22 protein-coding genes are annotated in these 23,421 nt (G+C 58.8%); 2 read left to right on the forward strand and 20 right to left on the reverse strand.

The features are described from left to right. Positions 1–16: 16 nt before the first annotated feature. Entirely contained in the window at positions 17–880 is an 864-nt protein-coding gene (locus tag KDL09_RS22520; protein WP_294390230.1) for a TIM barrel protein, read from the reverse strand. 61 nt (positions 881–941) lie between these two features. Here KDL09_RS22520 and KDL09_RS22525 point away from each other — a divergent pair, with 61 nt between their 5' ends. After that, complete coding sequence (locus tag KDL09_RS22525; RefSeq protein ID WP_294390232.1) at positions 942–2,234, forward strand: SGNH/GDSL hydrolase family protein; 1,293 nt, start codon at positions 942–944, stop codon at positions 2,232–2,234. A gap of 7 nt (positions 2,235–2,241) precedes the next feature. Here the strand turns inward: KDL09_RS22525 and KDL09_RS22530 are convergent, their stop codons facing one another. The 19 genes from KDL09_RS22530 to KDL09_RS22620 form a co-directional block, all read right to left on the reverse strand. Beyond that, positions 2,242–3,321 (reverse strand): COX15/CtaA family protein, encoded by a 1,080-nt coding sequence (locus tag KDL09_RS22530; RefSeq protein ID WP_294390234.1) that lies wholly within the window; start codon positions 3,319–3,321, stop codon positions 2,242–2,244. Positions 3,322–3,415: 94 nt separating this feature from the next. Continuing rightward, on the reverse strand, positions 3,416–4,222 hold the full coding sequence (locus KDL09_RS22535) for a cytochrome c oxidase subunit II (RefSeq protein WP_294390238.1): 807 nt from the start codon (positions 4,220–4,222) through the stop codon (positions 3,416–3,418). A gap of 36 nt (positions 4,223–4,258) precedes the next feature. After that, positions 4,259–4,465, reverse strand: a complete 207-nt coding sequence (locus KDL09_RS22540) for a hypothetical protein (protein ID WP_294390242.1) — start codon at positions 4,463–4,465, stop codon at positions 4,259–4,261. A 3-nt stretch (positions 4,466–4,468) separates the two neighbouring features. Next, a complete protein-coding gene (locus KDL09_RS22545; RefSeq protein ID WP_294390245.1) occupies positions 4,469–4,675 on the reverse strand; it encodes a hypothetical protein in 207 nt (68 codons plus the stop codon). 14 nt (positions 4,676–4,689) lie between these two features. Then, complete coding sequence (locus KDL09_RS22550; RefSeq protein WP_294390247.1) at positions 4,690–5,019, reverse strand: cytochrome C oxidase subunit IV family protein; 330 nt, start codon at positions 5,017–5,019, stop codon at positions 4,690–4,692. A gap of 18 nt (positions 5,020–5,037) precedes the next feature. Then, positions 5,038–6,390 (reverse strand): cytochrome c oxidase subunit 3, encoded by a 1,353-nt coding sequence (locus KDL09_RS22555; RefSeq protein ID WP_294390249.1) that lies wholly within the window; start codon positions 6,388–6,390, stop codon positions 5,038–5,040. A gap of 36 nt (positions 6,391–6,426) precedes the next feature. Then, the gene (locus KDL09_RS22560) at positions 6,427–8,388 is read right to left on the reverse strand and encodes a cbb3-type cytochrome c oxidase subunit I (protein WP_294390253.1); all 1,962 of its coding nucleotides are present in this window, start codon (positions 8,386–8,388) and stop codon (positions 6,427–6,429) included. A gap of 17 nt (positions 8,389–8,405) precedes the next feature. Then, positions 8,406–9,158 carry a carboxypeptidase regulatory-like domain-containing protein gene (locus KDL09_RS22565; protein ID WP_294390256.1) on the reverse strand — a complete coding sequence of 251 codons (753 nt, stop codon included), beginning with the start codon at positions 9,156–9,158 and terminating at the stop codon, positions 8,406–8,408. 71 nt (positions 9,159–9,229) lie between these two features. Beyond that, on the reverse strand, positions 9,230–9,955 hold the full coding sequence (locus tag KDL09_RS22570) for a c-type cytochrome (RefSeq protein WP_294390258.1): 726 nt from the start codon (positions 9,953–9,955) through the stop codon (positions 9,230–9,232). Positions 9,956–9,979: 24 nt separating this feature from the next. Next, positions 9,980–10,666: a cbb3-type cytochrome c oxidase subunit II gene (locus KDL09_RS22575; protein ID WP_294390261.1), complete on the reverse strand. Its 687-nt coding sequence runs from the start codon at positions 10,664–10,666 to the stop codon at positions 9,980–9,982. Continuing rightward, positions 10,663–12,150 (reverse strand): cbb3-type cytochrome c oxidase subunit I, encoded by a 1,488-nt coding sequence (locus KDL09_RS22580; protein WP_294390264.1) that lies wholly within the window; start codon positions 12,148–12,150, stop codon positions 10,663–10,665. The genes KDL09_RS22575 and KDL09_RS22580 overlap by 4 nt, the downstream gene beginning before the upstream one ends. A gap of 3 nt (positions 12,151–12,153) precedes the next feature. Beyond that, positions 12,154–12,561, reverse strand: coding sequence for a hypothetical protein (locus tag KDL09_RS22585; protein ID WP_294390267.1), 408 nt, complete (start codon positions 12,559–12,561; stop codon positions 12,154–12,156). Positions 12,562–12,579: 18 nt separating this feature from the next. Then, positions 12,580–13,902 (reverse strand): hypothetical protein, encoded by a 1,323-nt coding sequence (locus KDL09_RS22590; protein WP_294390269.1) that lies wholly within the window; start codon positions 13,900–13,902, stop codon positions 12,580–12,582. Between the two features lie 24 nt (positions 13,903–13,926). Continuing rightward, the gene (locus KDL09_RS22595) at positions 13,927–14,610 is read right to left on the reverse strand and encodes a cytochrome c (RefSeq protein ID WP_294390272.1); all 684 of its coding nucleotides are present in this window, start codon (positions 14,608–14,610) and stop codon (positions 13,927–13,929) included. A gap of 21 nt (positions 14,611–14,631) precedes the next feature. Beyond that, entirely contained in the window at positions 14,632–15,231 is a 600-nt protein-coding gene (locus KDL09_RS22600; protein ID WP_294390275.1) for a DUF3341 domain-containing protein, read from the reverse strand. A 23-nt stretch (positions 15,232–15,254) separates the two neighbouring features. Further along, positions 15,255–16,718, reverse strand: a complete 1,464-nt coding sequence (gene nrfD, locus KDL09_RS22605; protein WP_294390278.1) for an NrfD/PsrC family molybdoenzyme membrane anchor subunit — start codon at positions 16,716–16,718, stop codon at positions 15,255–15,257. 9 nt (positions 16,719–16,727) lie between these two features. After that, positions 16,728–20,006 carry a TAT-variant-translocated molybdopterin oxidoreductase gene (locus KDL09_RS22610; RefSeq protein ID WP_294390281.1) on the reverse strand — a complete coding sequence of 1,093 codons (3,279 nt, stop codon included), beginning with the start codon at positions 20,004–20,006 and terminating at the stop codon, positions 16,728–16,730. Positions 20,007–20,030: 24 nt separating this feature from the next. Beyond that, a complete protein-coding gene (locus KDL09_RS22615) occupies positions 20,031–20,837 on the reverse strand; it encodes a cytochrome c3 family protein (RefSeq protein WP_294390283.1) in 807 nt (268 codons plus the stop codon). Positions 20,838–21,013: 176 nt separating this feature from the next. Next, complete coding sequence (locus KDL09_RS22620) at positions 21,014–22,045, reverse strand: retropepsin-like aspartic protease (protein ID WP_294390286.1); 1,032 nt, start codon at positions 22,043–22,045, stop codon at positions 21,014–21,016. Positions 22,046–22,162: 117 nt separating this feature from the next. Here KDL09_RS22620 and KDL09_RS22625 point away from each other — a divergent pair, with 117 nt between their 5' ends. Next, positions 22,163–23,419: an ABC transporter permease gene (locus KDL09_RS22625; RefSeq protein WP_294390287.1), complete on the forward strand. Its 1,257-nt coding sequence runs from the start codon at positions 22,163–22,165 to the stop codon at positions 23,417–23,419. The last annotated feature ends 2 nt before the right edge of the window (positions 23,420–23,421 follow it).

Consider the following 23,421-nt stretch of genomic DNA (forward strand, 5'->3'; position numbering starts at 1 on the left):
AGCTGCTGGCGGAAACTCATGGCGGGCTGGCTTTGATCCAGCCACGGAGCATGTCGCGCAAGACGCCCATTTCACGGAAAAGCTGTGCGAGGTCGTTGTGAAAATGCTCGAAGCACCACGGCCCGCGAAAGCCCGCCTGCCAGCCGATATCGAAGCAGCGCTTCAGGTCGTAGGCCTTGTGCGTTCCATCGGCGTCGAAGTCGCGGGCTTTGAAATCGCACGACACGGCGAAGGGAAACGCCTTCGTGAGGCCGTCGTAGCGCGCTTCGTCGGTCCAGTTGCCGGTGTCGGGCTGTGATTTGAGATCGCTGCCGACGGCCTGGATGACTTGGGGGATCGCGTCGGGATCGCCCTGCATCCAGCCGAAGTTTTCAATGAGCACGCCGATGCCTTTCTCATCCGCGTAATCGATCAACTCGCGATACGAAGGCACGAGCAGCTTCAAATCGGGCGCTTTTGGTCCCGGCAGCGGACGCACCCAGCGCACGCCGAGCAACGCGGCGGCATCGATCGTGCGGCGATACACCGCGATGGACTCGCGCCGCAGGTTTTCATCCGCCGTGGCGAGATCGAGGCCCTTCTGGTTCATCTTGAGGTTCGTGAGCACACAACCGGCATCCGCCGCGGCCTGGCGCAGTTGCTCGAGATACTTCGGCTCCAGCGAAACGAGCGTGGCCGTCATCAAATCGATCACACGCATGTCGAGTTCGTCGCGCATGATGCGCGGGAGGTCGAGCAGTCGCAGTTTGCCCGGCTGCGCGGTTTCGACGAGATGCCGCACGAACGAGCCGGTGGTGATGCCCAGCTCGAGTTTCAAGGCGGGCGCAGGCGCGGCGGCCAGCGTGAGCGGCAGGGCCTGAAGAAAGCGACGGCGTTTCATGATGCAGGAACAACGAAATCATTGCCCCGCTTCACTCACGGCCCACTATGAACGACCCGCCATGAAATCGCTCCTCCCTGCCCTGCTCTGCTTCGTTTCCCTCACGGCCGCGTCCTTCGCCGCGGATGAATTCCCACTCGTCGAGGCCAAGGAATGCCGCCCGCGCAACGGGCTGCCGAATTTCCTCGCGAAGGCGAACACGCCGGGCGCGGAGGTGAAGATCGGTTATCTCGGCGGCTCGATCACCGCACAGTCTGGCTGGCGACCGAAGACGCTGGCGTATTTTCAAAAGACGTATCCGCAGGCGAAGTTCAGCGAGATCAACGCGGCGATCGGCGGCACAGGCTCGGACCTCGGCGTGTTTCGTCTGAAACAGGACGTGCTGGATCACAAGCCGGACCTCATGTTTGTCGAGTTCGCCGTGAATGACGGCGGCGCGGCACCGGAGCAGATCTTCCGCTGCATGGAAGGCATCGTGCGTCAGACGTGGAAGGCGCTGCCGTACTGCGACATCTGTTTTGTTTACACGCTGACCGAGGCACTCGCGCCCGCGATGCTCGACGGCAAGTTCCAGCGCTCGGCGAGCGCGATGGAGAAGATCGCCGATCACTACGGCATCCCGACGATCCACATGGCGATGGAGGTCGCGAAGCTGGCGAAGGAAGGCAAGCTCGTGTGGAGGGCGAAGCTGCCGAAGACGGACGAGGAAAAGAAAGCGCTCGAAGGCAAATTCGTCTTCGCACCCGACAGCGTGCATCCGCATCCGGAGACGGGCCACGAATTGTATCTCGCCGCCATCGTGCGCTCGATGGAACCGATCAAGGCGGCGTCGAAAGAACCCGCGGCGCACACGCTGGGCGCGCCGTTCATCGCCACGAACTACGAGCAGGCCAAGCTGCTGCCAATTTCCAAAGCAGCGCTGTCGCCGGGCTTCACGCTGCTTGACCCAAAGACGGATGAGTTCGGCAAACGCTGGGCGAACCGCATGACGACTTTGCACAAAGGCTCGAAGCCGGGCGAGACGATCACCTTCAAGTTCAAAGGCACGCGCTTTTCGATCTATGACATCATCGGACCCGATTGCGGCCAGGTGATCGTGACGCTGGACGACAAGCCTGCGAGGATCGTGCCGCGCTTTGATGCCTACTGCACCTACCATCGTCTGAGCGCGCTCATGATTGGTAGCGATCTTGAGGACACCGTGCATACGGTGAAGATCGAGATTCATCCCGATCAGCCGGATAAGGCGAAGATCCTCGCGAAGAACGGCAACAAGATCGACAAGGCCAAGCGCTTCGACGGAACAGCGTTTTATCCCGGCGCGATTCTTTTGGTGGGCGAAATCGTGAAGTGATGCGCGATTACGCCGGATCCACTTCGCCCTCGTCTGCCCGTGTCAGCTTGTCGCCCCAGAAGGTGGCGACTAGGAGACTGGTGAGCGCGAGAAGAGCGAGGCCGTTGAGGACATGGAAATTCGTGACCCAGAAGCTCTTGCCGGTGAGGATGACAAAGATGCCGAGCGCGACCTGAACCGTGGGCATGATGAGCAGCAGCGTGGCGACGGGGCGCATCGCCGGCAATGTGATCAACCAGTGGCGGGCACGCACGGCCACGAACAGGATCAGCAACGCGACGGTGAAGCCCCAGTATTTGTGCGCGAAGAGCAGGAACACGTCGGCCGGTGAAGTGGGCGGCAGCCACTGGCCTTTCGTCGTGAGGATGTCGCTGGCGGCGAGATGATCACGCTGGGTGTGGCGCAGGGAGGCCCCGAGCACGAGCTGGCCGAAGACGCAGAGGAACAGTGTGAGCGACCAGAAACGGGCCTGCGCGGCCTCTTTGACCGACAGAACAAGTCGGCCTTCTGTCCAAGTCCGTGAGGAGGCGAACGCGATGAAGACGAGCAGGCAGTAAAACACCTGCCCGAGCGTGCCATGCGTGATGCCGAGGGGATCGGACATCTTGAGCACACGCAGGCCACCTAGCGAGGCCTGCAGTACCACCAGCAGCAACGCAAGCGTGGTCAGTCCACGCAACAGGGGCCAGCGCTGGCTGTACCACTTCAAGGTCAGCCAGCCGAAACCAAGGACGGCGATGAAGGCTGCGGCGAAGAGCGCGCCCATGTAGATCAGCACCAGAAAGCCGAAGGAGCACAGGACGATGCCCACACCTTCAACTGCTCCAGGTTTGAACTTGGCAAACTGCCAGTAGTAGAGACCGAGCACCAGAAAGCCGATGGTGGTGGCAAGCCAGCGGTGTCCATGTTCAAGCAGCAATGCGGGCACCTTGTACCAACCTTCGGGGTTGATCTTGCCGTAGCAGAGCGGCCAGTCAGGAACTGCAAGGCCGACATCTTCCGTGGTCACCGCCGCCCCCCACCAGATCAACACAACACCCACGGCGAGCGTGAAGAGGGCATAGCGATGAAAGGCGCGGGAGGGCATGAACTTCAGATCACGAACGTGTGGCAAAACAAAAAGGGCAAAATAATGAGGTCATTATTTTGCCCTTCGATTCTGCCATCCGGGAGGATGGAAATTAGTGAGCGGCAGGCTTCGGAGCGGCGGCTTCAGCTTCTTTGGTCTTCTTCGCAGCCGAATCCGACTGTTCCTTGGCCCAGGAATCGTAATCAGTCGCAGGAACGACTTCGAGGATGGCTTTCATCTGTGCGTGGCCCGGACCGCAGAGCTGGCCGCAGATGATGTCCCAGGTGCCTTCCTTCGTCGGCTTGAACCACATGTGGGACTTCACCCCCGGAGTGGCGTCCTGGGATGCACGCATGGGAACGAGAGCGAGGTTGTGAATGACGTCCTTGGACGCGACATCAACGATCACAGGGCGCCCCACTGGCAGCTTCATCGTGCCCGGGTTGACAAAGTCATCCCTGCCATTTGGATCATGCAGATCTTTCCCGGTGGTGTTGGTGGCACCATTGATATTACGCGGGTCCCAGGTGCTGAGCATCATGTCCGTGCCGGGATACTGGAAGTTCCACAGGAACTTTTCGCCCAGGGCGCGCATGCGGATGGTGTCTGGAGAAGTGGGATATTCATCAGCCTGACGGGACCAGAGCGGGAAGGCAAAGCCGAGCAGGAGAATGGCTTCAACGATGACGACGCCGATTTCGATGTGGGTCGTCGCGTGGCCGCGGAATCCATGGTAGTCGGCATTGGCGGTCTTTTTCTGGCGGAAGCGGTAGAAGGCAATGCAGAGGTAGATGGACCAACCGACGCCAAGCACGATCATGACCCAGTGGACAAAGCCGAGCATGTGATCGACGAGACCGCCGTGTTCCGAAGCGACGGGGGTTTGGCCAAACAGTTGGTTGATGTCAGAGACGCTCATGAGTTAAGGGGTTTCCAAGTTTCAGGTTAAAGTGTTTCAAGCTATGACGGACGCATCAAGGCTGCGGACTTTCCGCTGATGACGCGCGATGGAAAAAACGATGCCCGCAGCGCAGATGAACATGAAGGCGAGAACGCCGAGCATGAAAAGAATGGCAAATCCCTGTGCCTGACCGACAAGACTGCCTTTGTCAGCCATGCAGGTGGCACAGGCGAGAACGGAGGATGGAAGCGCGGGAATCATGAGTCAGACAATGATGGTGCGCATTTTTTTGACGAGGTACCAAACGCAGTAGGCCAACAGGCAGAGGCAGAGGAGCCCAGCGTAGTTTTTCAGACCGGCGGCACCCGCGTTGGCGGCGTCTTCAGGCATGAAATGCATCCACAGCCAGAACCCGGCATCGCACAGGATGGCGAAGACGAGAAAGACGATGTGGAAGTGCTTGAGTGACATGGCTGCTGTGCAGATTAGCGGTCAACAGGGCTGTAAAAGCCGGAGAACGTAAGCGGGTCGTCGTGTGAGAGGACGAAGAGAACGAAGAGGACAATGGCAAAGACCGCCGTGAAGGCGAGGATCTTGTAGATCGTGCTGCGCTCATGATTGAGATGCATGAAAATCAACGCCACAAGAGCTGCCTTGATGGTCGCCAAGATCATCCCGACCAGAATGTTCAGGCCGTGTGTCGGCAGCTCGATATAGGAGAGCGCCACGGTCAGGCCGCTGAAGAAGATGAGCAGCGCACCAATGGCGATGTACTTTTTGACCGATTTCTGGATTGCTTCGATGTTGTCAGCCATGACGGTAAAATTGGAGGATTACAGGAGGTAAAGCAGCGGGAAGAGGAAGATCCAAACGAGATCGACGAAGTGCCAGAAGAGACCGCCGACTTCCACGCGGTTGGCGAGATGCTCCGGATCCTTTTTCAGGCGCTTGTCATCAAACACCAGGAAGTAGAGCAGCACCAAGGCACCGACGACCACGTGAGCACCATGAAGACCGGTGAGCGTGAAGTAGATGGCGTAGTAGGTGTTGAGCTTCGGCGTGAAGTTGGAGAAGAAGGTGATGTCTTTCTTTTCCAGCACCACCGTAGGGTGATGGGCTTCACCATGCCCGCCACCATGTTCGGCAGGTGCGTGGGCTTCGGCACCATGCTTCTCACCGTGGGCTTCGCCTTCGGCAGGAGGAGTGGCCGAGTGGAGCTTGAAGAAGAGAGCCTCTTTTTGAAGCGTGGCGGACTTTGACTTGTCGCGGGTGGGATAGTCCTTCTCGAACTTGGAGATGTGATGGTCACGATTGGAGACGAAAGCTTTCTGCCACGCTTCGCCGAGATAGCGATGATCGAATGCGAGAGACTTCTCCGACTGGGCCACGCCGCGTGCATCAACGCCGTCGACTTCGAGAGTCATCTTGTCGTCCACAAGCTTGCCGGTGGCGGTGGTGCCGTCGCGGAAGGTGATGGTGGTGTCGGTGTAGCCAAAAATCTCGGAAGGCTTGGCGGCGAATTTCACCGGAGTCGCGGCAACGAGTTTGATCGACGCGCTGCCTTTGTTCGCAGCTTTGGCTTTTTCAACGGCACTGGCAGCAAGTGAAGCGAACGTCGCTTGATCGAGCGTGATTTCCTGACCGTCTTCTGTTTTGAACTTGGGCGCGTCGCCTTCGATGAACGGCAGGACATAACCGACGGGGTCGGCGCTGACGGCGCTCTTCTTGACCGGGACGGAAAGCGAGAGCTCAGTCACACCGTCGAACTTGATCTGATAGCCATGAGGCAGGTGGCCTGTGAGCAAGGTGCCATCCGTGAGCTTCACGGCGTAGTGGGCAAACTTGGCCTTGTACTCAAGGGTCTTGTTAATCATGAAAACCGCGGCACAAAGGACCGTGATCGCCATGTTGATGCGGTACCAGCCAAACTTGCGCATTTTGAGACACGCCCAAGCCATGACGACGGTCACGGAGGAGGCAATGAGGACCACGGTGTTGACGAATCCCAACGTCACATCCAGATCATGCACGGGCCAAGGATAGTCGGCGCCGACACGAAGGAAGATATAGGCGGAGAAAAGACCGCCGAAGAGCATGACTTCCGAGGCAAGGAAGAGCCAGATGCCGATCTTTGCGTTGTAAAGACCGGTGTCTGGACGGGCGTGAACGGTGTAGGGGATGTCCATTGAAGTAGTCGCGGTGCGCGGTTCGGAGTTCGCGGATTAATGGTGCGCCAGCACCTTGTCGGCGGCAGGATTGGTTTCAGGTTTGCCGGGTTCGGATTCCCACTGTGGATAGAAGTCGGTTCCGTGGCCGGGAACGCTGTATTCGTAGGGACCACGATGGGCGACCGGGTCGAACAGGAAGTTGCCGTGCGGCGGCGGGGTGGGTGTGGCCCATTCCATCGTGGTGGCATCCCAAGGATTGTCACTCGTGGTCTTTTTGCCACCCTTGATGCTGAACCAGAAGTTGATGATGAACGGAACCTGGCCCAGGGCGAGGATGAAGGCACCGATGGACATCACAATGTTGAGGGACAGCATGTTGTCTGGAATGTCGAAGCCGAAGAACGCACCGATCTTGTGGGTGAGCGTTGTGCTCCAGTTGGTGAAGCCGGAGGTGTTTTCGAAATACTTGCCGCCGTCATACCAGCGGCGGTGGAAGCCGGCCATGCCCTGAATGAACATCGGGGCGAACACGAGGTTCATGCCAACGAGCGAAGGCCAGAAGTGCCACTTGCCGAGCTTGTCGTTCATGAAACGGCCGGTGATCTTCGGGAACCAGTGATAGACACCGGCAAACAGGGCGAAGATGGTGCCCGGGGCGACCACGTAGTGGAAGTGACCGATGACGTAGTAGGTGTCGTGCAAGGCGAGATCGATAAACGCGAAAGCGAGCGGCAGCCCGGTCAGACCACCAATGCCGAACATCGGCAGGAAGGCGGACGCGAAGAGCATCTGTGTGTTGAACCGGATGGAGCCGCCCCAGAGCGAGATCATCATGCAGGTGAGAAGAATCACCGAAGGCACCGAAATGAGCACGGTGGTGATCTGGAAGTAGGTGGACATCATGGTGCCCATGCCGGTCAGATACATGTGGTGCGCCCAGACGAGGAAGCTGAGGAATCCGAGAGTGAGCACCGAATAGACCATCGACTTGTAGCCCCAGAGCGGACGGCGGGCATTGCAAGGAATGATGTCCGTGAGGATGGCGAATGCCGGCAGAATGAGCACGTACACCTCAGGGTGAGCGAGGAACCAGAACAGATGCTGGTAGAGCAGGGGACTGCCGCCGCCGGAGATGTCGAGGTGTTTGCCACCTTCCATCAAACCCGTGGGCAGATAGAAGGAAGAGCCGAACACACGGTCAGAGAGCTGCAGAATGGCGGCGACTTCGAGCGGAGGGAAGGCCAGCAGGAGCAGGAAGGCGGTCACAAACATCGCCCAACAGAAGAATGGCATCTTCATCCATGTCATACCTTTGGTGCGCAGGTTGATGATGGTGGCGATGAAATTGACGGAACCCAGAAGGGAGGCGGAGATGTTGAACACCATCGCCGTAAGCCACCAGGTGTGGCCGTGATTCCAGACGCTCGTCACACCGATGTTCGCAGTCGAAGCCAGTGGCGAATACATCGTCCAGCCGGTCTGCACCGGGCCGGTTCCAACGAAGAAGCTGTACATCATGAGCACGCAGCTGATGAAGAAGAACCAGTAGCTCATCATGTTCAGGCGCGGGAACGCCATGTCGATGGTGCCGATCTGGAGCGGCATGACGAAGTTGCCGAAGGCGGCAAATCCAAGCGGCACAATGCCGAAGAACACCATGATGGTGCCGTGCATGGCGCCGAGCATGTTATAAAGCTCGCCATTGAGGGAACCATCCGCATTCAGCCAGCGACCGAACATGGCTTCAAACAGGTCGCCGATGGCCGGGAGAGCACGAATGGTCTCGATCGCCGGCACGGGCACGCCCGGATAGGCAATGCTCCAGCGCATGAGCAGCATGAGGAAGAAGCCGAACAGCAGGAAGATCAGGCCGGTGAGACCATACTGCATGCCGATGGTCTTGTGATCGGTGGAGAAAATGTACTTCCACACGAAGTTCTGTTGATGGTGCCCGTGAGCATGATCATCATGCGCGTGATCGTGGGCGTGATCGTGGGTGGTGGCGGCGGCGCTCATAGGCTTGGAGTCAAAGGTCAGAGTTGAAAGGCTTTCGCGAAGTCAAAAACGAAGTCGGCAGTGGCTTTGCCGCCACGGACAGTGACGGTCTGCGAAAGGGTCTGCGGAAACTGGGGATGCCAAGCTTCGACGACATAGTCGCCATCAGCCAAAGAACGTGAAATGGTGAAGTGACCGTCCGCCGTGGAAACCGCGGAATGAACGCCTTCATGAACAAACACCCAGGCGTTCATCCAGCGATGCACGTCACACTCGAGCCGATAGATGCCCGGCGTGTTGAACGTCTTCACGTTTTCGTCTCCGCGCGAGGGCTGGCCAAAATTGTCCATGTTGTCGCCTTTGCCGTGCGTTCCGGCTTCGCAACGGGCGATGCGGATGTTGTGGAAGGTGAGATCGCTGTTGTGAAAACGGACGTTCTGTCCGGGCTGGATCGCAATGGTATGCGGCACAAACTCACACTTTGTTTGGTCAATCAACGGAGCGGCGGCAGGCAGGTTGTCGGCCCGCTGGCTGCCACGCACAGTAATCACCACATCAGCAAGGGCACCATCTGCAGCGACACGCCAAGCCGGATCGATGATGTCACCGTGACCGGTGCAAAACGGATTGCCACCGACATCGACGACTTTTGTGAGCTTCGCTGAATCCGCGCCTTTGAGCGTCACCTTACCTGTGATGCTGGTGGCTTCCGCGACGGTCACCGCTGGTGCCAGTGTCACCGTGTCTGCAGCTTCAGGAATTTTGCCACAGCTCACGTTTGCGATCAGCATGACGGCTCCGAAGGCAGCCCAAGGTGCCTGGCGGGAGACGGTTTGCTTCACACGGGTCATTGCTGTTTAACCTACTTGGCGGCGGGTGCGGCTGCAGGTGCAGCAGTGGCTCCGGGACCGGCGGGAATTTCCCCGGGAACGTCCTTCTTGGCAAAGGGCTCAAGCTCAGGGACGGTCCACTGTGCGGTGCGTTTTTCTTCGTCACGCACTTTCTGAACCATTTCCTTGGTGATCATCGGGGCCTCGTTGCCCCAGGAGTTGCGCACAAAGGTCAGCACGTTGGCGAGATCTTCGGAGGACATTGCGGCACCAAAGGGCTGCATCCCACCGGGGGTGTTGAATCCTTGGCCATTGACCGTCACCGGACCGGTCAGCCCGTGTTGAACGATTCGAATCAGGCGCTCGGTTCCGCCCACCACGAATTCCGAGTTGGCGAGAGGGGGGAACTGCCCGGGAAGACCACCGCCGTTGCCCTGATGGCAGCCACCGCAAACGGCATAGCCGCTGGAGCCTTTTTTCATCGCCTTGGCAAACGGATCCAGCGCACCACCGGCACCGGCACCGCCTGGACGCGGATCACCGCCACCAGCGAAAGCAAACGGATTGCTGACATCGAAGCTCCAGCCACCCGCCATCGGCCCCAGCTGCCCGCCGGCGACAATGGCCACGAGCATCAGCAAAAACATGGCCCACAAGGGGGCAGGTTTGCTTTCGGGAGCGAGATCTTCCTTCTCGCGCTTCACGGCGGTGTGAAGGCGGTCGAGATCGGTGCTGTCGGGATGGGCGGAGGCGCTCATGGGGCTTGCGTGTCGCGAGAGGGGCTACTTTTTGGCGGGTTCGGCGGCAGCGGCGACGGCTGCAGCCTGTCCAGGGATGGGATAATCCTTTTTGAGGGAGAGAAGGTACTCGACGAGGCGGTCGGCTTCAGGAGTCGGGACCACTTCGTAGCCAGCTGGAGGGGCGAACTTCTTCGGGAGCTTAAGCGCGCGATCTGAAGCGGGGCCTTGAATTTTTTGCAGCTTATAGAGCCGGGTGTAGGCCGGCATGGTGCTCCAGTCATGCACGGAACGTGGTGAATAGAGATGCTGATGGAGCGCCTCAGCGGACGGTGCACGCCAGCCATAGTTCGCGAGATCAGGGCCGACACGTTGGATGCCGAGAAGCGCGTATTTCTCGCCAAGGTAGTCGCGCAGCACATTGGGACGAGCGGGAGTCTCAGGCCGGGCTTCCTGATCCTGACCCCAGCCTTTGTACCAGCCGTCGAGACCGAGCTGCGCCGGGCGGATCATCTGCGTGTGGCACTGATTGCAGCCTTCGCGGATGTAAACGAGCTGGCCCTGACCGTTGACGGGAGCAGGCGGGAAAAATCCTTCGACGCCATCCTTGTCCTTGTCATAGGCGACAGGAGTGAGCTGCTCGTACTGCATCGCCGGAAGAACGATGAGGCACAGCCATGGCAGCCCGAAGGCGGCGGCGAGACCGAGTATGAAAGTGCGGAAGTTGGTCATGCGTGGGCTTCGTGGGGAAGAGCGTGATCGTCGTGGTCATGTTCCAGCAGCGTGGGTGCCGAACTGCGGCGACCCAGACCAGCGACCATGAGCAGGAGGTGGAGAAGGAACATGAAGTTCGAGAAGCTAATGAGCGCCCAAGCCACCGCACGGGAAACGACGTAGGGGCGGGAATTGATGACGTGATTCATGAAGGTCTGGTCCCAATGCTCGGGATTGTTCAAATCCGCGCCTTGCTGCCAGCCAGCGACGAGGCTCATGACGACGATGGTGCCGACGCCATAAACGGAGAACCAGAAGTGATTGCGAATCAGGCGCACGCTGAGCCATTCACAGCCGGAAAGTCTTGGCACGATGTAATAGATCGCACCAAACACGCACATGCTGAAGAAGCCGTACACGCTGACCACTTGGAACGAGTACCAAGACTGCGTGAACTGCAGACCCGAGCCGGTCCAGAAGGCGGAGTTGAGCGCGAGAATCAGACCGGACACCGGATAGAAAAGAGCTCCAAAGAACACGAAGCGCAGGGTCGGACTGGAAGCCACCGAGCTGTGTTTGCCGAGCGTCGTCAGGTGATGATTCAGGCCGACCAATCCCACCGGGATGAGCAACAACACGCCGGTGCAGGCGCCGATGGAGGACATCCACGCGGGAAGCGGGCCGCCCATGTACTTCTGCATGCCCGTCCAGCCACCGAGAATGGCGAGAGTCCAGAAACCAGCCGATGCGAGCTGCTGGGATGCGATGGGCTGGCCGGTGATCTTCGGAATGAAGTAGTAGGCCGCTCCCACGCCGACAGGAACGAAGAACAGCAGGATCACTCCGTGAATGTACCAAGCGTCAATGCCGGCACCGAGCGCGCCAAGACCTGGCAGGCAGTGCAATGCCACGTTGGCGGTGATAAAGATCCAAGGGAACCAGAAGCAGGCGCCCAGGATGTACCAGGTGCTGACCATGAAACCTTCCGGACGGAAGGCACGGCCGAACATGCGGGCGATCGGCCAGGCGTAGCAGAGGAAGCAGGTCAAAAGCACCGGCCAGACAAACTTGGGCATTTCCAGCCACTCAATCGAGGTGCTCTTGCCCATCAGGATGGCGAGAACGCCCAGCGTGATGGTGATGTTCCAAAAGACGCCTGCGGTGATGAGAAGGCTCTTGCCGCTCTTCAGTTCCTGACCCGAGCGGCGGGCCATGATCCAGAGCATGACGCCAAGGGCGGCCTGAACGCCCCAGCCATAAACGAGCGCATTGATGTGCGCCGGTTGCAGGCGGCCGTAGGTGATGTACTGGCAGTCTCCGAGAAATTCAGGCTCGACCAGCTTGATCGCGGCGAGAACGCCGAGGAGCGTGGAGAGCATGAGCCAGAAGGCTCCGTTGGTGAAAAGGAACAGCACCGGTCCTTTCACCGACTTGTCGATCGCCGCGCGGCGAAGATTGTCGGCCTGGAGGTCCGTGTCAGGGGTGGCGGGAGTGGTCTGCATGACTTACTTGGGCGAAGCGGGAGCGGCAGGGGCCGGTGCAGGTGCTGCGGTAGCAGCAGGAGTGGGTGAAGCTGGAGCAGCCGCAGCGGCGGCCTGTTTGAGCTGTGTGGGAGAACCAGGGACAACCTGGGTGCTCACCGCCTGCTTTTTGGAAGCGAGAGCGGCAAGCGTCTTTTCAAACACCGCCTTCTTCTTGGCTTCGTCGTTCAAACCAAGCTTCGCGATGCTTTCAGCCTGCGCCTTGACGATTTCGGCCGTATTGGCCAGGCGCTCCGACTCACGCGGATCGAAACCACGCTTCGAATCACTGATGGCCTGAATGATGGTGAACAGCACGGCGAAGCCTGCGAAGGCTCCGAGTACCCACAGGAAAGTGGCACCGGCTTTTTTGGGTTGTTCGGTCTGCGACATGGAGAAGAAGGACGGGGATCAGTTGACGACGTTCACGGACTCGATGAGGCGAGGATCACGCCACGGATAGAGGCTGTATTTGGCGAGCCCACGGAGGAAAAGGAAGCCCATGGTGCCGAACACGGCGCAGAGAGCTGCAATGTCCTGAACCCAGGCGCCGGGCACCCAGACACCGATGCCAAGGGAAGGACCACGCTCAGGGATCACATTCCAGTAAATGTCCACAAGATGCATGAAGATGATCCAGAGACACACGAGGCTGATCACCACCGGGTTCTTTTTGCGGGGCTGGGACAACAGAAGCAGGAACGGACCCACGAAGTGACCAACAACGATGAAGATCGAGATGCCGCGCCACGCTTCCGTGTTACGGGTGAGATAGAAACGGGTCTCTTCCGTGATGTTGGCGTACCAGATGAGGAAGTACTGGCTGAAGGCGATGTAGGCCCAAAACACGGTGAAGGCGAAGAGCAGCTTGCCCATCAGGTGGTAGTGCTCGTCGGTGACAACCTTTTGCAGGTAGCCGAGGCTGCGCAGCCATGTGACAACCAAGATCGAAAGCGCCATCGAGGACCAGGCACAGCCGGCGAAGATATACACACCCCACATCGTGGAGAACCAGTTGTAATCGAGCGACATCAGCCAGTCCACCGCGGCAAACGTCACGGTCAGCGCATAGAAAAGCAGCCAGCGGCAGGAGAACAAACGGGCGGAGATGGTGTGCTTGATGTCGCCATCCTGTTCCTGTTTGAGGGACTTGCCGCGCAGAGTGCGGGCGATGTGCCAGAGAATCAAGAAGTAGAGAACGAAGCGCACCTGCCAGCTGAACGGGAACTTGAGGTGGTTCGTGATGTTCAGGTAGCCGAACTTCTCGACAAGAATGTGCAGATGGGGATTGGCTTCCGAAGCGTGATGCAGCGCGTCCTGTACAGAGATGTTGTCGTGATGAGCATGCTCAGCAGCCTCACGATGGTGGCCCATCCATTCATAGAGCGGTTTCTGCACGGCAGGAACGAGCAGCGGCGTGGCGAGTATTCCAAGCGCAAGGATCATGTTGGCCAGATTCTCCCAGATGCGGCGAACTGCGACGCCCCAGCTCGAGTTCGAGGCGCTGTGGAGCAGGATCCAGAAGCAGCCCCCCACCACGAAGGTGAAGGTGAAGAAGATGGCGAACAGCCAGGAGTAGGCAAAGGTGTCCGTCTTGGCGAAGAAGTAGTAAGCCGAGGTGGCGAGACCGAGCAGGCCGAAGAGGCCCAGCGCGCCGATGAGCTTGCCGCCCTTGGCCGGTTCGAATTTTTCTCCGCCCTGGGGCAGATCGTTGAAGGTGACGTGGTGACTCATGCCGGAATTCGCGTGAACGTGCCGTTACTGAAGGGGAAGGGTGACGCCGGACTCTTTGGCGGCGAGTTGCAGAGAGCGGATATAGGCCACGATGGCCCAGCGGTCGCGCACAGTGATATTGCCGCCGTAACCACCCATCAAACCTTTACCGTTGGTGATGGCGTCAAAGATGGCACCATCCGCACGATAGGCAGCGGCATTGGCGGGGTCCGTGTTACCCGGCTGCTGGAAGTTGAACGCAGTCAGAATGCCGTATTTAGAGGTCACACCCTTGCCATTGCCGGAAGCGCCGTGGCAGATCGCACAGTTGATCGCATAACGCTGCTCACCACGTTTGATCAGGGCCTCATTAAAGACGGAGGGGTCGCTGGTGATTTCGGTCGGCAGACCGTCGCCGTAGTAGTCACCCACCTTGCCGGTGTCGTAGTAACCAACTCCGTTGGAAAATCCGACGCGCGGAGGTTTGGCGCCACTGGCGACAGGCTTGGAGGGGATTTCAAAGCCCATGGGAACAGTGCCTTTGACAGGCAGGCGTGCACCACGGCCGTCCGCGAAGAATTCGCTCACGGCCTGGTATTTGATCTTGGCCTGATGGTCCATGTCCGGGAACACTTCGAGCGGTGGCAGCTCTGATTTACTGCCACGGAATCCGAACGCGCTCACAATGATCGCGCCGACAAAGAGGTAGCTGAGGAAGAAGTACTTCATGGTTCGTGCGGTAAGCCAGGCTTAGATTTCGTCCTCCACGAGTTCGATGTTCTTGCCGCCGGCTTTTTCGAGCAGGCTTTTGGTGCCCTCCTGGGAGAATTTGGGATCACGGGCTTCGATGCAGACGAAGAAACCGTCATCCGAGAATTTCGGGAAATGCTTGGAGACAAACAGCGGGTGGTTCCAGCGTGGCAGGCCGATGAGGGCGAGCAGACCGAAGAGCGTGGTGAAGGCGCTGAACAAAATCGTGAGCTCAAACATTACGGGGAAGAAAGCCGGGAGCGTCCAGATGTCCGTGGGCTTGCCCTGAACGACGGTCGGGTAAGTTTCGACGATCTTCTGAAGAAAGCCGAGACCGATGCTGCTCCAGAAATTGGTCTGGGTGATGGTCTGCAGAGTAAAGGCGGTGATAGTGCCGGTGATGCCGCCGCAGAAGACGAGGTAGGGCAGCTTAGAGCGCGGGTTTCCCATCGCAGCGTCCATGCCGTGGATCGGGAACGGGGAGTGCACGTCCCAGCGCTGGTAGCCTGCGTCGCGCACGTGCTCGGCGGCATGATACAGCTCCTGCACGCTGTCAAATTCAGCGAGGTAGCCGTGGACTCGTTTGAGGGTGGTGCTCACAGTCGGGGGATGCGGTTAAAGAGTTAGGCGGCAACGGGTTTGGGGACGTGGCGGTCCGAGTAATCCATGAGGTCTTCCTCTTGGACGCCCTTCTCAGCGTGGTCGTCGTGGTGCGGATTCGACTGCGGGCACACGCCTTTGACTTCACCAATGGCGATGACGGGCAGGAAGCGTAGGAACAGCAGGAACAGCATCATGAAGAAGCCGAAGGTTCCAAGGAAGGTGTACTTGTCGACCCAGGTCGCCTGATAGACACCCCATGAACCGGGGACCATGTGGCGCTCCAACGTGGTGGCGATGATGACGTAGCGCTCGAACCACATGCCGGCGTTCACGCACATGCAGACGAACATTACCACCCACATGTTGTGGCGGAAAGGACGATACCAGAACAGCTGCGGCGCAAAGACGTTAAAGCTGAACATGAAATAGTAGGCCCAGGTGGACGGACCGGTCAGACCGCGAAGCGTGAAAGCGGCGCCTTCATATGGGTTGGCGCTGTAGTAGGCCATGAACAGCTCCATGCAGTAGGCGTAACCGACGATCGTGCCTGTAAGCAGGATGATCTTCGCCATATTGTCGATGTGTTTCGGCGTGATGAGATCCTGCAGACCGTAAATGCGGCGGACCGGAATCATCAGCGTGAGCACCATCGCGAAGCCGCCGAAAATGGCGCCTGCCACGAAGTAGGGCGGGAAGATGGTCGTGTGCCAGCCGGGAACCACGGAGGTCGCGAAGTCGAACGACACGACGGAGTGCACGGAAAGCACCAGCGGAGTCGAAAGAGCGGCCAAGAGCATGTAGGCCGTCTCATAGTGGCTCCAGTGACGATTGCCACCGCGCCAGCCAAGCGCAAACAGGCCATAGAGGAATTTTTTCAATCCAGGACGGCAGCGGTCACGCAGCGTCGCGAGGTCAGGCACGAGGCCGAGGAACCAGAAAACGAGGGAGACCGAGAAGTAGGTCGAAACGGCGAACACGTCCCACAGCAGCGGGGATTTGAAGTTCTGCCAGATGGCGTTCGCATTCGGAATCGGAGCGAGGAACCACACCATCCACACACGACCGACGTGGAAGGCTGGGAAGAGACCGGCGCACATCACGGCGAAGATGGTCATGGCTTCCGCAGCACGGTTGACGGACGTACGCCACTTCTGACGCGTGAGGAAAAGAATCGCGGAAATCAGCGTGCCGGCGTGACCGATACCGATCCAGAACACGAAGTTCGTGATGTCCCAAGCCCAGGCAACCGGCTGTTTCTGACCCCAGACACCGACACCGGTGGAGATGAGGTAGGCAAAGCAGAACACCATCAATCCGGTCAGGAGCACCGAAGGAATGAAAAGGATCCACCAGAGGGCGGGCTGCTTGTTTTCCACGATGCCGCAGATGCGGTTGGTAATCCATGAGTAGGAGCGGTTGTTGAGAACCAACGGCTCGCGGTCAAGGATGCGCGGTGTGTTTGTAGCTGGGGCGGAAGCGTCCATGTGTCCGGATTAGAATTGGTTTTTGCTCCACACGGCGATGTTCTCCGCGCCGGGCATTTTCGGGTTCGGATTGCGCAAGCGGGCGAGGTAGCTCGTCCGAGGACGGGTGCCGATGTACTTCAGCACCTGGTAGTCACGCGGAGAGGCCTTCGATTTGACGACAGCGGATTTCTTGTCGGCCAGATCGCCGAAAACGATGGCGTCGGCCGGGCAGGACTGCTGACAGGCGGTCTTGATCGTGTCGGTCGGCACGCGGAAGTTCTTGGAGTCGCGCTGAACCTGCTTCTGGAGGATCTTGGCCGACTCGATGCGCTGCACGCAGTAGGTGCACTTTTCGATGACACCGCGCATACGGACGGTGACGTTCGGATTGCGCTGCAGGCGAAGGCTTTCGTCTTCCTTCTTCTCGCCAAGCGGACCGGCGTAGAGATTGTTCATCGTGATGCCGGCGACCTTAGTCTCGATCAGCGGGTTGCGCTTGTTGTAGTCGAACCAGTTGAAACGACGGGCGGTATAAGGGCAGTTGTTGGCGCAGTAGCGTGTGCCGATGCAGCGATTGTAGGCCATCGCGTTGAGGCCGTCGTCAGTGTGGACGGTGGCGTTAACCGGGCAGACAGTTTCACACGGAGCTGCTTCGCACTGCTGACAGGCCATCGGCTGATGCACCATTTCAGCGTTCTCAAGCTGCTCAGGTGTCGGATTGTCGACCGCATAGGTGCTTTCTTGGGCGACTTCGTTCTTGCCCCACTTCGGCACGGCAAAGTAGCGGTCCATGCGGATCCACTGCATCACGCGGCCCTTGCGGACCTGATCCTTGCCGACGACCGGAATGTTGTTTTCGCTCTGGCACGCAACGATGCAAGCCGTGCAACCAATGCACTTGCTGAGATCGATCGTCATGCCCCACTGGTGATGCTTGGCGTAGTCGAATCCGTCCGGATTTTCCTTCGACTTCACACCGACCTGGCCCTTGTAGAACGAGATGTTTTCCGGGATGTGCCCGTCCATGCCGATCTTCTGGGCGAAATGCTCGTCCTTGTTGAAGGTGTCGAGCGTTCCTTCGCGGAACACCGCACGTCCTTCGGTCGTGTTCTGATCCTGCGTGATCGCAAGTTCTGCGACGGTCGGAAGCACTTCCACTTTGGCACCGCTCAAGACGAACATGCCGGGCTGCTTGCGCAGCACATAAGCGTCCACACCACGGCCACTGCCCACGACGCCGACGCCTTTCTGGCCATAGCCGAGGGGCAGGGTGATGGAATTGGAAACATGGCCGGGGGCCTCGATGGCCGGGATTTCGATTTCGACACCGTCGACGGAAATCTTGACGTGCTGACCGTCTTTCAGGCCCAGACGACGGAAGGTGACCGAACCGATCCACGCCGCGTTGTCCCAAGTGAGCTTCGTCACCGGATCGGGCGCTTCCTGAAGCCAGGCGTTGTTCGTGTAGCGACCATCATAGACGCTCGAATCAACGGTGAGGACGACTTCGAGAGAGTCGTCGGTCGGAGCCGCCGCCGGCTTGGCCTTGGCGACGATTCCAGCCACCGCAGCGACGTTCGGAGCAGCACTGGCTTTGGCGAAGGAAGATCCTTTGAGGAAGCCATCACGCAGGGTAAAATTCCACTTCTTCTCGTCGAGGCTTCCTGCCACCGAAGCAAAGGTGTCGCGCACCGCGGTGTAGGCGGCGTCTTCGGCCGGAGCAGCTGGTGCCGCGCCAGCGGCCGCAGGTGCCGCAGGTGCCGCAGCTTCCACTGGACCGAGTTTCTTGCGGCCCAGAAGAGCGAGAAGGACTTCGATCTTGCTCGCACCGTCATACAGCGGAGCGATCATCGGCTGAACGATTGAGTAGGTGCCGTCAGCAGCGCTGGCGTCACCCCATGATTCGAGATAGTGGGCTGCCGGAATGTGCAGCGCGGCATGACGAGCTGTCTTGTTCTTCAGCATGCCGACGTGAATGAGCTTCACTCCCTTTTCGGTGATCAGCTTCGCAAATGCCTGGGCGTCCGGAGCGTCGTGGTAGAGGCTGGACGGGGTGAGCGAAACGAGGGTCTTGATCTGGCCACCGGAAACTGCGGCGTGGAGCTCGGCAAATCCGCCCATTTCAGGAGCCTGGGTGCCTTGAAGCAGCTCGATCGTGGAACCAAATGCTCCGAGCGCGTTGTTGATGGAGGCGACGAGCGCGTGCACTTCCGCGCCATAGCGGGAGCCAGCGAGAACGACGGCCTTGCCCTTGTTGTCGATCAAATCGCGAACCGCAGGGGCGATCCACTCCTTGAGACCGGCAGGTGCCGTGTCAGCAAGAGCCTTCGCAGATGCATCGCCGAGTTCGGAGGCGATCAATGCTGCAGCGACCGGGATCAAGCTCGCAGGGATCGGCTTGCGATGATCGGCCATGCCGCCCGTGAGGGTGTAGCGATTTTCGAGAACGTAGAGGCGGTTCATGTCCGCCGTCTTCGCTTCCTTGGCACGATGCTTGGTGAAAGCAGAAATCGGCTCGCCCGCAACCGGATCAACACCGAGGAAATCGCAGTCCAATGAGAGGATGCGCATCGCAGAGCCGAGCTTCACAAAGGGCTTCACCCCGGCGCCAAAAACTTCCTTGTTGGCCGCAGTCTGGCCTTCGCCGCCGACTGCCTCGTATTGGAACAGCTTCACCTGCGGATAGGCGGTTTTCAATTCGCCCAGCAAACGGAGATACGTCGGCGAAGTCGTGGCACCGGCAACGATACCGAGGCTGCCGCCTGAAGACTTTTTCGCCTGAGCCACAGCGGCGGCAATCAGTTCGTTCGCCTTGGCCCAGGAAAGTTCTTTGCCAGCGCCGAGAGGCTTCTGAGAACGCTCAGGGTCGTAGAGATCAAGCACGGAGGCCTGCGCGAAGGTGTCAATGCCGCCGCCGAGAGGATGAAGTGGATTGCCCGAGACATGAGTTGGGCGGCCTTCGTGCGTGGTGACGACCAACGGCGTGGCACCACTGCTGCGCGGCATAGTGGTAGCGTACAGCAGGGACTTGCCCGGCACCATCCACTCGACGTGTTGGGTGTAGGGAAGGATATTGGTGAGCGGACGGCGGCAGCTGGCCAGACCCATCATGCCCACGCTGGCACCCATGATCTTCAAAAACTCACGACGGCTGTTCTCACGCTCGTCTTCGGTCAAAGTGTCACCTTCGGGGAACTCACGACCCAGATTCTTCAAGAAATCTTCACGACGATCCAGTTCGGCGACACTGCGCCAGTAGCGCTTGGCGTTCTGCGGCTCCTCAGGATGCTTCCAAATGCGTTTCATGTGTCAGGAAAAGGGGCGCGGGGGTTAGCGATGGCAGGCGGTGCAGTTCTCCGGCGGTTGAATCTGCCAGTGCTTCTTGATCTGGGTGCCCACTTCCGTCTGGGTCACTTGTTTGCCGTAGGTTTTCTCGGCGAGAGCGAGGAGCTGATCGAGGTTGTCCGCTTTGGAACCTTCGCCACCGATGGTTTTGGCGATTTCGCCAGCCGGGATTTTCTTGTCGAGCAGGCCTTTGTAGAAGTCGGCACGGGTCAGATCGCCAGCCTTGTAGTTCAGGTTGGTGACGAACTCGAGGGGACGCAGGTTTTTCTCAGGGTTGCGATGGCAGTCAAGGCACCAGCCCATCGACTGTGGCTGATCGTGGCGGACGACTTCCATCTCATTGATCTTGCCATGGCAGGACACGCAGGAAATGCCGCGGTTGAGATGGGCGCTGTGGTTGAAATAGACGTAATCAGGAGCTTTATGGACCTTCACCCATGGGATGGAGCTGCCAGTCTCGTTGGCTTTGACCACCATCGCCAGCTTGGGAGAATTGCTGCGAATGTTGCCCTTTCCTGGGCCGTGGCAGTTGAAGCAGGTCTGGTTCGTCGGCACGTTCGAGTGACTCGAGTTTTCGACAAAACTGTGGCAGTAACGGCAGTCGAGGCCCAACTGACCGGCGTGAATCTTGTGTGAAAACGGCACCGGCTGCGTCGGTTCATAACCTACGCGAGTGTATTTCGGTGTGAAGTAGTAGGCGACGCCGACACTCACGCCGAAGGCAATGAACACGACGGCAATGGCGAGCTTGAGCGGCAGCCAGTTGGTCCAACGCGGAAAAAAGTTACCCATAGAAAGTGTCGGCAGATGAGCTTGTGAAAAATTTCACAAGGGAAATCAGAATAGGGATGCGTCCGTGAGTTTGCAACTGTCATCTTGTTTTTTTTGAACTTTTGTGCGCAAGGCTTGTCCTGTTGCGAACCTGTCGCAAAAAAGTGCCTTTTGAGGGGGTACTTCGACCTTTCGTCTCAACCCCACTCGATCCACAGAAGCTTGCGTTCGAAGTCCAACGTCACCCGATAGTCTTCCAGGAGGTAGGTCCCTAATCGAGACGGCCCGGGCATCACATCCACCTCGGCGAATGGGTAGTAGGACCCAAACAATCCGAGGGCTTGGAACTCCAGCACACGCACGCTCGCATCCTTCGGCGTCTGCGCACCACCCACGCCGGTGATCAGGTAGTTTCCGCCCACGTTCCAGCCTCCGTTTTTATACCCGAGCACCTGGGCCACGCGCTGATCCAACTGCACCCCGAAGACCGAACCTGAATCGACCACCGCCTCCCAGGAGACTCTGCCAAATTTCAACACCGTCGTTGGCACACCGCTTTTCATGCTGAGGTTGGTCTTGTGCAGGTGTTTGCGCACTTGTCCCGGATAACTTCGGGTGAAACCGAACTCGACCTGTCCCTTTAAAAAATCAAGCGTGAGATATTTGCAGTGGTTGGCGGCCATCTGCACGCCCAACACGGAGACCCCCAGATGCTCCTTGAGAATGCCGCTTCCCCAGGCGGTGCGTTGCATGCGAATGATGCAGGGCAGGTTCTCCAGCCGCCACGTGCCGATTTGTACCGTCGGGATCAATGCCGCCATGCCCGGCTCACGGCCCAGCACCCCCGCCATCGTCGGACGCACCTGGGGCACCGTCCGCAATCCGTACTCCACGGCTTGTTCGGCATCAAAGACACTGAACGTCGCCCCGGTGTCGAGCATGAACTTCTTCGGCTTGCGACCGTTGAGACTGACTTTGATGTGCGGAATGCCGTTCTCATAGTACATCGGCACTTTGAGAACACCTTCCGATGGCGGCACGCTCACCGTACGGACGTTGAGACCTGCTTTCGTCAACTTGAGCTCCGATGCCGGCACCGCCTGCGCATGAAGCTTCTGCTCCAGTTCCGCCGGCACCGCTTCGTTTTTGATCGCAAACGAATCCGCGCATCCGATGAGGCAGGCTGTCATTGCGGCTCCGAGGACGAAGATAAACAGGTGGCGGATCATCCGGCGCCATTGATCCATGAGGCCCGCAATCGTGTCAACACGCGCAAATCACACACAAATCCTTGTGCCCGCGAACGTAATGTCGGAGACTTCCGGACTTCTCCCGACCACCGCCTCATGCGCGACTACTTCATCCGACGCTTTCTGCTCATGATCCCGACTTTGATCGGGGCGACGATGGTGGTCTTTTTCATCACGCGCATCACGCCAGGCGGACCATTGGAAGCAGCATTGCGACAGGCGGCTCAACAGCAGGGAGAGCGTGGCATGAAGGACGCAGGCGCCTCGCTCAGCGAGGAGCAGAAGGAGGAAATGGCCGCCTACTATGGTTTCGACCGGCCGTTTTTCCCGGCCTACCTCGCCTGGCTCGGACTCATGCCTAAAGAAGGCGACAAGCAGTTCATTAAGTTCGAGAAGGACAAGACAGAGATGCCCCTGACCCTGCAGGAACTGCTGCCGCGCGACCAATGGAAGCCAAACAATGCCTACCGCACCACACAGGCCAAAGTATCCCGCGATGGCAAGCTCTCGGCGGAGGACGCAACGGCCATTTCGAACTGGCGCACGCGGCTGGAGAAGGAAAAAGAACGCGTGCAGGTCTTTCGTCCGACCTACGACGGTCTGCTGCAAGGCAACCTCGGCATCTCCACGCGCTACAATGAATATGTGTGGGACATGATCCGCGATCGCATGCCGATCTCGATCTTCTACGGCCTCGTCACCTTCATCATCAGCTACCTTGTCTGCATACCGCTGGGCATTCTGAAAGCGATCAAACACCGCACGGTGATCGACAACGCGAGCTCGATCCTGATTTTCGTCGGCTATGCGATCCCCGGTTTCGTGCTGGGGAGCGTGCTGGTGGTGTACCTCGCAGCACGGCTGAACTGGTTTCCCACCGGCGGGTTTGTCAGTGAAAACTTCGATTCGCTGACGGTCGGAGGCAAAGCGTGGGACGTGATCCACCACGCGGTGCTGCCTCTGATCTGCTACATGGTCGGCAGCTTCGCCTTCATGACGATGCTGGTGAAAAACAATCTGATGGACAACCTCGCCGCCGATTACGTGCGCACGGCGGTGGCAAAGGGAGCGGGCTTCAAACGTGCCGTCCTCGGACATGCGCTACGAAACTCCCTCATCCCGCTGGCGACGACACTCGGACACATCGTTTCAATCTTTGTGGCGGGTTCGACGCTCATCGAACTCATCTTTGAAATCAACGGCTTCGGCCTTCTCGGATACTACAGCCTGCTCGACCGCGACTATCCGCTGGTGATGGGCATTCTGGTCGTGGATGTCGTGCTGCTTATGCTGGGCAACATCCTCTCCGATTACTTTGTGGCACTCACGGATCCGCGCATCCGCTTCGAATAAAC

Origin of the sequence: Prosthecobacter sp. (assembly GCF_020439865.1) — a bacterium.
GTDB lineage: Bacteria > Verrucomicrobiota > Verrucomicrobiia > Verrucomicrobiales > Verrucomicrobiaceae > Prosthecobacter.

Excerpts from the sequence above, each read along its gene's own strand:
- KDL09_RS22520 (WP_294390230.1), bottom strand. The coding sequence starts at position 880 with ATGAAACGCCGTCGCTTTCTTCAGGCCCTGCCGCTCACGCTGGCCGCC.
- KDL09_RS22525 (WP_294390232.1), top strand. The coding sequence starts at position 942 with ATGAAATCGCTCCTCCCTGCCCTGCTCTGCTTCGTTTCCCTCACGGCC.
- KDL09_RS22530 (WP_294390234.1), bottom strand. The coding sequence starts at position 3,321 with ATGCCCTCCCGCGCCTTTCATCGCTATGCCCTCTTCACGCTCGCCGTG.
- KDL09_RS22535 (WP_294390238.1), bottom strand. The coding sequence starts at position 4,222 with ATGAGCGTCTCTGACATCAACCAACTGTTTGGCCAAACCCCCGTCGCT.
- KDL09_RS22540 (WP_294390242.1), bottom strand. The coding sequence starts at position 4,465 with ATGATTCCCGCGCTTCCATCCTCCGTTCTCGCCTGTGCCACCTGCATG.
- KDL09_RS22545 (WP_294390245.1), bottom strand. The coding sequence starts at position 4,675 with ATGTCACTCAAGCACTTCCACATCGTCTTTCTCGTCTTCGCCATCCTG.
- KDL09_RS22550 (WP_294390247.1), bottom strand. The coding sequence starts at position 5,019 with ATGGCTGACAACATCGAAGCAATCCAGAAATCGGTCAAAAAGTACATC.
- KDL09_RS22555 (WP_294390249.1), bottom strand. The coding sequence starts at position 6,390 with ATGGACATCCCCTACACCGTTCACGCCCGTCCAGACACCGGTCTTTAC.
- KDL09_RS22560 (WP_294390253.1), bottom strand. The coding sequence starts at position 8,388 with ATGAGCGCCGCCGCCACCACCCACGATCACGCCCACGATCACGCGCAT.
- KDL09_RS22565 (WP_294390256.1), bottom strand. The coding sequence starts at position 9,158 with ATGCTGATCGCAAACGTGAGCTGTGGCAAAATTCCTGAAGCTGCAGAC.
- KDL09_RS22570 (WP_294390258.1), bottom strand. The coding sequence starts at position 9,955 with ATGAGCGCCTCCGCCCATCCCGACAGCACCGATCTCGACCGCCTTCAC.
- KDL09_RS22575 (WP_294390261.1), bottom strand. The coding sequence starts at position 10,666 with ATGACCAACTTCCGCACTTTCATACTCGGTCTCGCCGCCGCCTTCGGG.
- KDL09_RS22580 (WP_294390264.1), bottom strand. The coding sequence starts at position 12,150 with ATGCAGACCACTCCCGCCACCCCTGACACGGACCTCCAGGCCGACAAT.
- KDL09_RS22585 (WP_294390267.1), bottom strand. The coding sequence starts at position 12,561 with ATGTCGCAGACCGAACAACCCAAAAAAGCCGGTGCCACTTTCCTGTGG.
- KDL09_RS22590 (WP_294390269.1), bottom strand. The coding sequence starts at position 13,902 with ATGAGTCACCACGTCACCTTCAACGATCTGCCCCAGGGCGGAGAAAAA.
- KDL09_RS22595 (WP_294390272.1), bottom strand. The coding sequence starts at position 14,610 with ATGAAGTACTTCTTCCTCAGCTACCTCTTTGTCGGCGCGATCATTGTG.
- nrfD (WP_294390278.1), bottom strand. The coding sequence starts at position 16,718 with ATGGACGCTTCCGCCCCAGCTACAAACACACCGCGCATCCTTGACCGC.
- KDL09_RS22610 (WP_294390281.1), bottom strand. The coding sequence starts at position 20,006 with ATGAAACGCATTTGGAAGCATCCTGAGGAGCCGCAGAACGCCAAGCGC.
- KDL09_RS22615 (WP_294390283.1), bottom strand. The coding sequence starts at position 20,837 with ATGGGTAACTTTTTTCCGCGTTGGACCAACTGGCTGCCGCTCAAGCTC.
- KDL09_RS22620 (WP_294390286.1), bottom strand. The coding sequence starts at position 22,045 with ATGATCCGCCACCTGTTTATCTTCGTCCTCGGAGCCGCAATGACAGCC.
- KDL09_RS22625 (WP_294390287.1), top strand. The coding sequence starts at position 22,163 with ATGCGCGACTACTTCATCCGACGCTTTCTGCTCATGATCCCGACTTTG.